12 protein-coding genes are annotated in these 11,600 nt (G+C 62.9%); 5 read left to right on the top strand and 7 right to left on the bottom strand.

Features of this window, described 5'->3' with window-relative positions:
* The 5 genes from EN742_RS10470 to EN742_RS10450 all read right to left on the bottom strand — a co-directional run.
* The coding region (locus tag EN742_RS10470) for a CmpA/NrtA family ABC transporter substrate-binding protein (RefSeq protein WP_189375260.1) at positions 1 to 658 on the bottom strand (658 nt) is incomplete at its 3' end.
* Positions 659 to 660: 2 nt separating this feature from the next.
* Positions 661 to 1,263: an ANTAR domain-containing response regulator gene (locus EN742_RS10465; RefSeq protein WP_127406152.1), complete on the bottom strand. Its 603-nt coding sequence runs from the start codon at positions 1,261 to 1,263 to the stop codon at positions 661 to 663.
* Between the two features lie 93 nt (positions 1,264 to 1,356).
* Positions 1,357 to 2,376 carry a hypothetical protein gene (locus EN742_RS10460; RefSeq protein WP_127406153.1) on the bottom strand — a complete coding sequence of 340 codons (1,020 nt, stop codon included), beginning with the start codon at positions 2,374 to 2,376 and terminating at the stop codon, positions 1,357 to 1,359.
* Positions 2,373 to 3,200 carry a HEPN domain-containing protein gene (locus EN742_RS10455; protein ID WP_127406154.1) on the bottom strand — a complete coding sequence of 276 codons (828 nt, stop codon included), beginning with the start codon at positions 3,198 to 3,200 and terminating at the stop codon, positions 2,373 to 2,375. The genes EN742_RS10460 and EN742_RS10455 overlap by 4 nt, the downstream gene beginning before the upstream one ends.
* Before the next feature lie 264 nt (positions 3,201 to 3,464).
* Complete coding sequence (locus tag EN742_RS10450) at positions 3,465 to 4,898, bottom strand: aldehyde dehydrogenase family protein (protein ID WP_127406155.1); 1,434 nt, start codon at positions 4,896 to 4,898, stop codon at positions 3,465 to 3,467.
* A gap of 339 nt (positions 4,899 to 5,237) precedes the next feature.
* Here EN742_RS10450 and EN742_RS10445 point away from each other — a divergent pair, with 339 nt between their 5' ends.
* On the top strand, positions 5,238 to 6,248 hold the full coding sequence (locus EN742_RS10445; RefSeq protein WP_245482352.1) for a YeiH family protein: 1,011 nt from the start codon (positions 5,238 to 5,240) through the stop codon (positions 6,246 to 6,248).
* Between the two features lie 20 nt (positions 6,249 to 6,268).
* Here the strand turns inward: EN742_RS10445 and EN742_RS10440 are convergent, their stop codons facing one another.
* Positions 6,269 to 6,796: a GAF domain-containing protein gene (locus EN742_RS10440; RefSeq protein ID WP_127406156.1), complete on the bottom strand. Its 528-nt coding sequence runs from the start codon at positions 6,794 to 6,796 to the stop codon at positions 6,269 to 6,271.
* A 104-nt stretch (positions 6,797 to 6,900) separates the two neighbouring features.
* Positions 6,901 to 7,509, bottom strand: coding sequence for a hypothetical protein (locus EN742_RS10435; RefSeq protein ID WP_128332779.1), 609 nt, complete (start codon positions 7,507 to 7,509; stop codon positions 6,901 to 6,903).
* A 262-nt stretch (positions 7,510 to 7,771) separates the two neighbouring features.
* Between EN742_RS10435 and EN742_RS10430 the strand changes: the two genes are divergently transcribed.
* From EN742_RS10430 to EN742_RS10415, 4 genes are all read left to right on the top strand, one after another.
* On the top strand, positions 7,772 to 8,668 hold the full coding sequence (locus EN742_RS10430; RefSeq protein WP_245492290.1) for a GlxA family transcriptional regulator: 897 nt from the start codon (positions 7,772 to 7,774) through the stop codon (positions 8,666 to 8,668).
* 176 nt (positions 8,669 to 8,844) lie between these two features.
* The gene (locus EN742_RS10425) at positions 8,845 to 10,140 is read left to right on the top strand and encodes a Xaa-Pro peptidase family protein (RefSeq protein WP_128332777.1); all 1,296 of its coding nucleotides are present in this window, start codon (positions 8,845 to 8,847) and stop codon (positions 10,138 to 10,140) included.
* Positions 10,141 to 10,420: 280 nt separating this feature from the next.
* Positions 10,421 to 11,098 carry an isochorismatase family protein gene (locus tag EN742_RS10420; RefSeq protein ID WP_128332776.1) on the top strand — a complete coding sequence of 226 codons (678 nt, stop codon included), beginning with the start codon at positions 10,421 to 10,423 and terminating at the stop codon, positions 11,096 to 11,098.
* Between the two features lie 10 nt (positions 11,099 to 11,108).
* Positions 11,109 to 11,597: an alpha/beta hydrolase gene (locus EN742_RS10415; protein ID WP_128332775.1), complete on the top strand. Its 489-nt coding sequence runs from the start codon at positions 11,109 to 11,111 to the stop codon at positions 11,595 to 11,597.
* The last annotated feature ends 3 nt before the right edge of the window (positions 11,598 to 11,600 follow it).

The raw sequence follows: 11,600 nt of genomic DNA, 5'->3' as shown, positions 1-11,600 counted from the left end.
TCTCCGGACTGTTGCGCCAGAGCAGCGCCTTGACGGTGACGATATGGCCGGTGCCGGCGGCGACCGCGGCACTGTTCCAGGGCTCGCCGACGCAGTAGCCATCGATGCGGCCGGCGGCCAGCGCATCGGCCATGAAGGGCGGCGGCACGATGACGATCTCGATCTCGCGCTCGGGATCGATGCCGCAGGCGGCGAGCCAGTAGCGCAGCTCGTAATTGTGCCCGGAATGCGGATGCACGACGGCGAAACGCAGCGGCTCGCGGCCCGCAGTCGCCCGCTCGCGGATCAGCGCGCCAAGAGCGGCCCCTGCCCGCGCGGGATCGAGATCGGGTTCCGCGCCATGCGCCGCCATGCCGCCCCACACCGCGTTGGAGACGGTGACGCAGTTGCCGCCGAGGCTGAGCGAGAACGGCACGATCGTCTCGGAGGCGATGGGCGTGAGGCCGAGGCTGCAGGCGAGCGGCATCGGCCCCAGCATGTGAGCGACGTCGAAATGGCCGATGGCGATGCGGTCGCGGATGTTGGCCCATGAGGTTTCGCGGTGCAGGACGAGCTCGACGCCCTCGCGCGCGGCAAAGCCCAGCTCGCCGGCGGCGACCAGCACGGCGCTGTCGAAGAGCGGCATGAAGCCGGCGGTGACCTGGTGCGCAGCGGCCATGCTCATTCGTCCTCCAGCGGCCCGAGCAGCCCGGCGGCGGTCACCAGGCTCTGGGCGATATCGCTGATCTTGCGGTTCTGGTTCATCGCCGTCTTGCGCAGCAGCGCGTAGGCCGCCTCTTCGGAGAGACCGCGCGATTTCATCAAAATGCCCTTGGCGCGGTCGATGACCTTGCGGCTCTCCAGTTCGCTGCGCGCCTCCTCCAGTTCGCGCGCCATGCGCGAAAAGGCGTTGAAGCGGCTCACCGCCATGTCGAGGATCGGCTTGACGCGCTCCTGCCGCAAGCCATCGACGACATAGGCCGAGACGCCAGCCTCCACCGCCGCCTCGATCGAGGCCTGGTCGGAGCGGTCGACGAACATGGCGATCGGCCGCTTCACCGCGCGCGACAGCTGGAACATGTTCTCGAGCATGTCGCGGTTGGGATTCTCGAGGTCGATGACGATGACGTCCGGCTCGATCTCGGCAATGCGCCGCGCGATGCCGGCGACGTCATGGATGACCGTCACCCGCTCATGCCCGGCCTCTCGCAACCCGGCCTCAATAATCGAGGCGCGGATGCGGTTTTCGTCGATCACAAGGACGGCGAGCGAGGAACGGACCATGGCTTCAATATGTCGAAGCGGGGGGATTGTGCAATGCGGGATGGAGGCGGTAGCAAAAGGGGTACCATCGCCATCAAAGAGCCTTCCCCGCGTCTACCCCAGCCGTTGCCAGTTGCCCCCGATGTTTATCAGATATCCGGCCCGGACTTTTGGCATGCGTCTTTGGTCCTCCGGAATTATTCCGACGCCGACCGGAAAATTGCCCAACGCGGCGTGATTTTTTCCGGCAAGATGCAAAAGCATCGACTCAGTAATGTTCGCCAAGCTAGCAATCCAAACTGACATGAACGTGGTCAAGTCGCCTTCGTCGAGCGGTGTCTTGGAATTAACAACCTCAATCGTCGGACGGCTGATTGTGCCGTCTGTGTGCAGATGAAAATCGCGCACAACGATCCGCTGATCGACCTTCGGATGCTCAACGCAATGACGTATGTTGCGGAGCTGACGCGCAAATTCGGCAATCTCTCTCGCAAACCCTACTATCATATCGTTTGCGTCGAATTCTCCCTCAAGCGCCTTAGTGAACGCATCAGGCCACATTCCAGCGGCCTTCATCTGCCGGCCATAGAATAGGGTCGGGAGGCGAAATATGGCCTGTAGCGCATGCTCTGACTTCTGGATGAAAGTCTTTGCTCGAGCAATAACGTCCGGAACAGCTGGTAACCTGGTGGAGTCGTTTGCCGCCTTTACCGCTTCAATTTGCTTGTCTTCTGCTGCTACCAATTGCTCTAGGATTTCCTGCGCCGCAAGCAGCTCGATCATGATATCAGCGGCAATCGAAATGACTGCGTCTCGAACTTTTGCGTCGGGAAAATATGCTTTTGTGAAAAGCTGCCCGGCTGACAAAAGGGTCAGAGCCACGATGTCGGATTCCGACCCGGCGGGGGCAAACAATTGCTGAGTGTTTGGGATATTTATGTTTGTTCGATCTGGGTCAATCTGATCGGCAAGCTTGACCACGTAGATGGCCTTTTGTGTTACAATATAGGCCGCATCAGAAATTGGGATCGCATCAAGAACAGCTGTCCCGTCATCCTTCTCGCCAAAGGACATCGAAAAACCAGACTCTCGTTTTCGGTCGATGGGACGTTTAGTAGGCTTGGCCATCTTCATGTTTGGTTTGTGGTCAATTGCCCTTGCGCTGCGCGCTCACTAATCGCCTCACGGCAGGCTGCGGCAATTTCCTTCGGCACATGAACGTATTGTTCGACTCGATCAATAATTTCCGGATAGAGCCAAAGGGCCGAGTTGGTAAAATTTACCGGCATGGGAACTTTGAAGATCCGGTCCCGCTTGCGCTTGCCAAAGCAGAGATTCTTCCAAACCAAGCCAGAGCGGGCCGGGTGTTTTTCGTCGTCGAGTATGCGCTCGATAAATCCTGAACTAAGCCGAAACGCTTGGCGATTCGCCTCCGCATCTGCGACTTCTTTCAACCAAGGTTGGCGCTGTGCAGGTGTAGCCTCGCCAGATGGGCTGCGAGCTAGTCTCCGTTGACAGTATCTGCGGAGCTCCCAAACAGCACGATCGAGTCTATGCAGCTCATCCCCGGTGACAAATTGGGAACCTTCAAGGTAGCGCCAGCGGCCAATATTATCGATATAGACAACGAAGCGTCTGGTGCCATCGGATAGTTGGATTGGAAAGGGCAATCTTGCGTCCAGAAGCGCAAATGCTCGTTCCAGGCTATGTCCAATCCTTCTTGCCTTTACTCGATGCAGGAGCAGCAGAAATTTTGCATACTTTTCTAGGCACTGCTGGCTTTGCCAGAGGAACTGCGGAAACAACCGAGCACGGTGGCTGAGACGCGCACTGATATAGTCTTGGTCAGCGATGTGACGAAATGACGAGAGCGCGAAACGGTCAATGTTAAGCTCCTCATTGTCGCTCTCCGCACTTGGCGAGCTTAGATTGACCTCTTCCGCGATTTCAATTGACATTCGCCAGGCCCCCAGCCGAACAGGATGCTGGAACCTCCGAGAACGAGCAAGAGCCGGCCTCGTGGATAGACTACTGCCCCCAAGAATATTTGCATATTTATGGAAGGGGCGGTTTACCCTCGTGCATTCGGGATAAGTGAGACAAAGGCGCGGGAGGACGGCGGCAGTAAACAGTCGACTGCAGCGAATGAAAAGAACGGGGCCAATACCACGCCTTTCTTAGATTGCACCCGGGCCGTTGCGGCGTCGCCGATCAAGCGAACCCTACTCCGCCGCCTCGTACCCCGCGATGCCCTTGATCTCGAGAAAATCCTCAAGCCCATACTCGGCATACTCCCGGCCGTTGCCGGACTGCTTATAGCCGCCGAAGGGCAGGCCGGCGTCCCAGGTCGGGTAGTTGATGTAGACGTTGCCGGAGCGCATGCGGGCGGCGACCTGGCGCGCCTTCTCGATGTCCTTGGCCTGGATGTAGGAGGCAAGGCCGAAGACGGTGTCGTTGGCCTGCTCGACCGCCTGCTCGACCGTGTCGTAGGGCATGATCGCCAGCACCGGCCCGAAGATTTCCTCGGTGGCGATGCGCATGTCGTGGATGACGTCGGCGAAGACGGTCGGGCGGACATAGTAGCCGCGGTTGAGCTCGGCCGGGCGGCCGCGGCCGCCGGCGACAAGCGTCGCGCCTTCGTCGATGCCGCTCTGGATCAACCCTTGGATCTTGTCGAACTGCAGCTGGCTGACCACCGGGCCGAGTTTTGAACCGGGCGCGTCGGCCGGGCCGACGGTGAATTTTTCCGCCGCCGTTTTAGCATAGGCGGCCGCCTCGTCGTGACGGTCGCGCGGCACGAACATGCGGGTCGGCGCGTTGCAGGACTGGCCGCTGTTGCCGAAGCAGCCGGCGACGCCCTTGGTGACGGCCCTTTCGAGATCGACATCGGGGAACAGGATGTTGGCCGACTTGCCGCCGAGCTCCTGATGCACGCGCTTGACCGTGTCGGCGGCGGCCTTGGCGACCAGGATGCCGGCGCGGGTCGAGCCGGTGAACGACATCATGTCGACATCGGGATGGCTGGCCAGCGCCTGGCCGACGGTCGGGCCATCGCCGTTGACGAGATTGAAGACGCCCTTCAGCACGCCGGCCTCGTCGATGATCTCGGCGAAGATGATGGCGTCGAGCGGCGCGATCTCCGACGGCTTCAGCACCATGGTGCAGCCGGCGGCGAGCGCCGGGCCGACCTTGCAGGTGATCTGGTTGAGCGGCCAGTTCCATGGCGTGATCAGGCCGACGACGCCGATCGGCTCCTTGACGATGAGCGAGGAGCCTTTCACGTGGCGGAACTGAAAACTCTTCAGCACCTCGGCCATCTTCTCCAGATGCGCCTGGCCGACGCCAACCTGGCTGTCCAGCGCCATCTGGCGCGGCGCGCCCATCTCGCGCGAGATTGCCAGCGCCAGGTCCTTGCTGCGCTTCTTGTAGACCTCGATGACGCGGTTGAGGATATCGAGGCGCTCCTCAACCGAGGTGAAGCCGAAGCTGTTGAAGGCGCGCCTGGCGGCGGCTACCGCCTTGTCGACATCGGCCTTGGTGCCGAGCGAAATCTGCGCGAAGGCGTCCTCGGTGGACGGATCGATGACATCGAGATTATTGGGCACCACCGGATCGACCCAGGCGCCGTCGATGTAGAACTGCAGATTGTGAGACATGCTTTTCGCTCCCTGTGGGCCAGCGGGCTTCGCTTGTGGCGAGTGATCGTCGTATACGGCCAGAAATAACGATGCGGCAGCCGCCCTGTCAAACGCAAGCGGCGGTGATTGAGCCAGCGTGTGGAATTCGCCATCGATACCGCCCAAGACAATGCGGCGGTTTCGGGAAAACGACGTCTATTAAGACAGGACCGTGCTCAATCGTTCGGAAAACTCGATCATTATAACTCAAACAATTCGTTGGAAAGATTGGTTTCGGAATGGCATTCCCACGACGAAGGCGCCTGGAGAACCCCTTTGCCCGTCCTGCCCGCCACCGCGAACAATCTTCCAAACGGCCTGACCTCCACCGGCAGTAGCTCTGCCCTGACTTCGATCTCGTCCGGCGTCGTCCCGGGGCTTGTGCTGGCGGCGATGATCACCAGCGTCGCCTATTCGGCGCGCAATGTCTCCGGCTTTGCCCTGCTCAGCCCGATGATCCTCGCCGTGGTGGCCGGCATGATCTATTCCAACGTGCTCGGCACGCCCGCCCATGCCAAGGCCGGCATCGCCTTTGCGCAGCGCCGGCTGCTGCGCTTCGCCATCGTGCTGCTCGGCTTCCAGCTGACGCTCGGCCAGGTCGCGGCGATCGGCATTGGCGGCGTCGGCATCATTGCGGCCACACTCGGCGCCACCTTCGTCTTCACAATCACGCTCGGCCGGCTGATCGGCGTCGACCGCAAGCTGGCGCAACTGATCGCCGCCGGCACCTCGATCTGCGGCGCCTCGGCGATCGTCGCCACCAACATCGTCACCGAGGCGCGCGACGAGGACGTCACCTACGCGGTTGCCGCGATCACGCTGTTCGGCACCGTCGCCATGCTCGGCTTCCCGCTGCTGGCGCCGGTGCTCGGCCTCGACCAGCACGCTTTCGGCTTGTGGGCCGGCGCGTCAATCCATGAGGTGGCGCAAGTTATCGGCGCCGGCTTCCAGGACGGCGCCCAGGCCGGCGAGACGGCGACCGTCGCCAAGCTGACGCGCGTCGCCATGCTGGCGCCGATGGTGATCACGCTCGGCCTGATGGCACGCCGCGGCAACGCCGACAGCTCGGCCGCGAAGCCGCCGATGCCGTGGTTCGTCGTCGCCTTCGTCGCGGTGGTGGGGCTGAACAGCCTGGTCGCCATGCCGGCCGCAGTGCATTCGGCGATTGCTTTGGCCACCCAGATCATGCTGACCATGGGGCTCGCCGCCATGGGCCTCCAGGCCGACATCTCGCAGCTCCGCTCGCGCGGCCTGCGCCCACTCGTCTTGGCCTTCTCGGCCTTCCTGTTCATCGCAGCGTTTAGTCTGACGCTGGTGAAGTTCGCCTAGTGGGCATGTTGAGATTCAGGTCAGGCCGGCCTCATCTGAATATCAATGCCCTTATCCTCGAAGGAGCTTGCCGCGACAAAGATCGCGGCCAGCTTCTCGATGCCGGCCTGGTCGTCCTTGTCGAAGCGGCCGGGCAGCGGGCTGTCGAGGTCAAGCACGCCGAAGACGCCGTCATTGTCCCTGAGCAGCACCACCAGTTCCGAGCGCGAATCCGCGTCGCAGGCGATGTGGCCGGCAAAATCGTGGACGTCCTTGACCAGCATCGACATGCCCAAATCAACCGCCGTGCCGCACACGCCCTTGCCCACGGCGATGCGTACGCAGGCCGGCTTGCCCTGGAAGGGTCCGAGCACTAGCTCTTCATCCGATTGCAGGAAGTAGAAGCCGGCCCAGTTGAGGTCGGGCACCATCTGGTAGATCAGCGCCGAGGTGTTGGCTGCGTTGGCGATCGAGTCGCGCTCGCCGTCGAGCAACGCCTTCAGCTGCGCGGCGAGTTCATTGTAGAAGGCCGCCTTGTCCGTGCTCTCGATGGTCTTTGCCGCAAACATCGCCATGCCTCCGTTGCCAGGGCGCAGAAGAGCCCGCTCGGCTCTCTCTGCCACCAAGCGAGCGGCGAGACTATCATGAATTCCGCCGCGATTTCGGACACGTGTCAGTTTTGCCGGCGTCCAAACACGCGGGCGACGCGCGCAAACGGGCCGGACGTCGGTGCGGCCGGCTTGACTGGCGGCGGCGGCGCGGCGAGCTCGGCGGTGGGATGATTTCTCTCGTCGCCCGCCATCGCCATCAGCGCCTTGTAGATCTCGAAGCCGGATGCCGGCCGCGCGCCCTGCATTCGATGCCGGGTCAGTTCCGAACAGGTCGGGCTGCCGTCGGCGCCGATGAGCTCGCCCATGGTCAGCTTCTTAGTGAAGCCGAAGAGATCAAAGACCGCATATTTGGCGGCGTGGGCATCACAGGCGCGGCTTTCAGCCTTGGCATGGATCTCCAGCAATTGCGGGATCAGGAACTGCGCCTTTTCCGGCGAGGCTTCGCCCTCATAGGGCAGCAGGCGCCAGCCGGCCTCCAGCATCATCGTCCTGATCTTGTCGGGCTCGCGCCGAAGGGCGACGATGGTCGCGGGATCGACAAAGGCCGGGACATGGTTTCCCTGGACGTTATGGGCGATACCAACCTCGTCCAGCAAACGCTTGCACTCGGGAACGAGCCAGACGGCCTTCGGAAAAATCGACTGGAATTCGAAGTCGTAGTTCAGTTCCATCGGAAAGCCTCCGGCGTTTCATCACCTTGACCTTGCGTCAAGTCTCGCAATTTCCGCTTAAGGTTTGCCTATCTTGCTTGGTGAACGGCTGGTTGACCGGCGTCCCCGTTGCCAGCCGGCCGGGCCACCCGCTACAGTTCCAGCCGCCTCAGGAAAGAGCATCGTGACTTCCAATTCCGCCAACCGCAAACGCGACCGCGCGCAGCCGGCGGCGGGCGAAGCCCCCCTCGCCTTCGCCGTGCTGGTCTTCCCTGGCTTTCCGATGATGGCGTTCTCGTCGCTGATCGAACCGCTGCGCGCGGCCAATGTGCTTGCCAGGCGCGAATGCTACCGCTGGGTGATCGTCGGCGCCGATGAGGGCACGGTCGAGGCTTCGAACGGCGTCGTCATCCAGCCCGGCTTTTCCGCCTCCGACGCGCCGAAGGTCGACCGCATCGTCGTCTGTTCGGGCGGCGATGCCGACCATCTCGTCGCCGAAGAGGCGGTGAGCTGGATCCGCAAGAGCCTGCGCGGCGGCGCGCATATCGGCGCGGTGGCGGATGCAGCGTTCTTCCTCGCCCGCGCCGGCCTGCTCGACGGCCATGCCTGCACCCTGCACTGGACCAGCCAGGCCGCCTTCACCGAGGCTTTCCCGGACATCGAGCTCAGGCGCGATCTCTTCGTCATCGACCGCAAGCGTTTCACCTCGGCCGGCGGCGTCGGCAGCCTCGACATGATGCTAGAGATCATCACCGGCGACTATGGCGCCGAGCTCGCGGCGGGCGTCGCCGAATGGTTCGTGCACAGTCCTTTGCGATCGAGCGTCGATCGCAAGCTGATGCCGCTCAGGCTGCGCACCGGCGTGCAGAACGAGCTGGTGCTGTCGGCCATCGCCATCATGGAGGATGCGGTCGAGGAGCGGCTCGGCATGGCGGAGCTGGCGACAAGGCTCGGCGTTTCCCCGGACAAACTCGAGCGCAATTTCCGCGCCGAGCTGGATATCTCGCCCAATGGCTATTACCGGCGGCTGCGGCTGAAACGGGCGGCCGACCTGCTGGCGCATTCGACACTTATGGTGCGCGATGTCGCGCTGGCGTGTGGGTTTGCGTCGATGTCGAGTTTTGCGCGGGCGTTTCGCGAGGAGCACGGGCACGCGCCGAAGGCGATGCGAAGGCAGTAGCTTCTTCGCTTGTGCTGAAATGGTGAGACGCTGGCGGGACCGAGGGGGCGCGAAAGGATCACGGTGCTATCGTTTCCCATCCGCCACGCCTGCGGCATCCGGCACGACATTTGCGGGAATCCGCACACACTTCGTGCAACGCATAGCCCATGTTCTCCGCATTAGGAGGCACCGCCATGAGCATCGTCGTTTTCGACCCCGACAGCACCGAGGATGTGGATTTCAAGGACCGCATGCGCCATCCGGCCGCGGCCGATCCCGCCGGCGGCATGTGGTTGTCCGACACCGAGCCGTCCTTCATCGATGCGGACGCGCTGCGCAAGGGCCGGCTCAAAAAACTGCGCGGCTGGATGCGCGAGGCGGGCTATGGCGCGGTCGTTTTGTTCGATCCCTACAACCAGCGCTACGCCACCGGCTCGCGCAACATGTTCGGCTATTTCCTGCGCAACTCGACCCGCTATTTCTTCATCCCGACCGAAGGGCCGGTCGTGCTGTTCGAATATCCGCAGAGCTACCATGTCTCGATGGTGCTCGACACGATCGACGAAGCGCGACCCTCGAAGCTGGTGTGGTCATCCGTCTCCGGCCGCGACGACGAGACGGCCGGTCCGTTCGCCGACGAAATCACCGAGCTTCTGAAGGAGCATGGCGGCGGCTCTATGAAGATCGGCCTCGACCGCTGCAGCCATCTGCAGGCGCTGGCGCTGGAAAAGCGCGGCTGCGAGGTCCGCGATTGCCAGGGCGAGATCCTGGCGGTACGCGCAGTCAAGACGCCGGAGGAAGTGAAGTGCCTGCAGGCCTCGATGGCCGGGGCCGAAGCGGCTGTCTCCGCAGTGCGCGAAGCGATCAAACCGGGCGTCTCCGAAAACGAGCTGTTCGCCATCATGTATGGCGAGGTGATCCGCCAGGGCGGCGAGTTCATCGAGACGCGGCTGCTCACCTCCGGACAGCGCACCAATCCATGGTTCAGCGAGGCGAGCGGCCGCAAGATAAGGCCGGGCGAGCTGGTCGCGCTCGATACCGACACGATCGGCTGCTACGGCTATTATTCCGATTTCTCGCGCACCTTCCGCTGCGGGCCGGGCAAGCCGACCGCCTACCAGAAATCGCTCTACCGCATGGCGCACGACCAGGTGCAGCACAACATCGGCATCGTGAAGCCCGGCATGGCTTTTCGCGAGATCGCCGAAAAGGCCTGGAAGATCCCGGACCGCTTCGTCGACCAGCGCTACACCTCGGTCATGCATGGCGTCGGCATGCATGGCGAGACGCCGTTCATCGCCCACGCGATGGATTACGAGACATACGGCCGTGACGGCATCATCGTGCCCGGCATGGTGGTCAGCGTCGAAAGCTATATCGGCGAGAAAGGCGGCCGCGAAGGCGTCAAGCTCGAGGACGAGATCCTGATCACCGAGACCGGGACGGAGTTGCTGTCGCGGTTTCCGTATGAGGACGAGTTCTTGGAATGAGCGATTTGATGCCGATACGCTCTGTTGGCGCCGCCCATACGCTATCGCAGGCCTTCGAGATTGGCCGCAGCAAATGTGACGTCGTCATCCTAGGGCGAAGCAAGGAGCGAAGCGACGCGGCGCAGACCCTAGGATCCATGCCGTTACTTCGGAGCGTTGCATCGGTGCAGAATTCTGTTCCGCTGCATTTTTCGCTAGAGGTAACGGCATGGATTCCAGGGTCTTCGCAATGCCGCTTCGCGGCTGCTTCGCCCTTGAATGACGAAGCGCGAGAATCCGCATGAAAAGCCCGATCTCCATCCGGCGCGGCAAGGTGGCCGCAGTGTTCATCGATCTCCAGGAGGAGCATCGCAAGGACGAACGCTATCTGGTCGACAGGTTCGGCGACATCCTCGCCAACGTGCAGCGGCTGCAGGCGGCGGCGCGGCGCAATTTCGTGCCGCTCTACCACTTCGCCTACATCGTCGACCTTGCCGAGGCGCGGCCGTTCCATCCGGTGGACGCCAGCGGCAAGTCGGCCTTCTCGGACAAGGACGATCCGCTGACGGCGATCTGCGCGGAAGTGGCGCCGGCCGAGGGCGAGACGATGCTGGTCAAGACCGAGGCCAGCGCCTTCGGCAACGGCGCCTTCGCCGACCGGCTGAAGACGGCGGGCATCGAATGGCTGGTGATTGCCGGCGTCTGGACCGAGGCCTGCATCGACGCCACGGTGAAAGATGCGGTGGCGCTTGGTTTCCGCGTGCTGCTGGTCAAGGATGCCTGCGGCAGCGGCAGCGCGGCCATGCACCAGACCGCCATCCTCAATCTCGCCAACCGGCTCTATGGCGGCGCCGTCACCGGCACGCTCGATGCCTGCCGGCTGCTGGCGGGCGACACGGTCGATGCGTGGCAGGTCGAGGGCTCGGTGCCGCTGCGCTTCACCTACGACAATGCGGCCCGGCTCTACGACGAGCTCTGACTGCAAGCCGATGGGCACGAACCAGATCGAAGCGGCCAGGTGGGGGAAATACGCCACCCTGCTCGACCCGGAGCTGTGGGACTATATCGACCAGGTCAATGCCTGGTTCCCGCCCGCGATCGTGGCGCGGCCGATCGCGGAGCAACGGGCGGTCTACAACGCGATGTGCCGGGCCTTCCATCCAGGCCGTCCGGCTGATGTCACGGTGAGTGACGGCGTGGTCGCCGCCGACGGCCGCGACATCGCGATCCGGCGCTACCGTTTGGCCGGCAAGGCGTCGCGGGCGATCGTCGTCTACTATCACGGCGGCGGCTTCGTGCTCGGCGACCTCGACAGCCATGACGACATCTGCGCCGAGTTCTGCGCAGCCACCGGCTCCGAGATTCTGTCGGCCGATTACCGCCTGGCGCCGGAGCATCTGCATCCCGCCGCCTTCGAGGATTGCCTCGCCGTGTTCGAATGGGTGGCGGCGACAAGCGCGCTGCCAACCATTCTATGAGGC

The organism is Mesorhizobium sp. M4A.F.Ca.ET.020.02.1.1, from assembly GCF_004022645.1.
GTDB lineage: Bacteria > Pseudomonadota > Alphaproteobacteria > Rhizobiales > Rhizobiaceae > Mesorhizobium.
The sequence above is the reverse complement of the archived record's forward strand: the minus strand, read 5'-3'. Positions and strand labels throughout refer to the sequence as shown.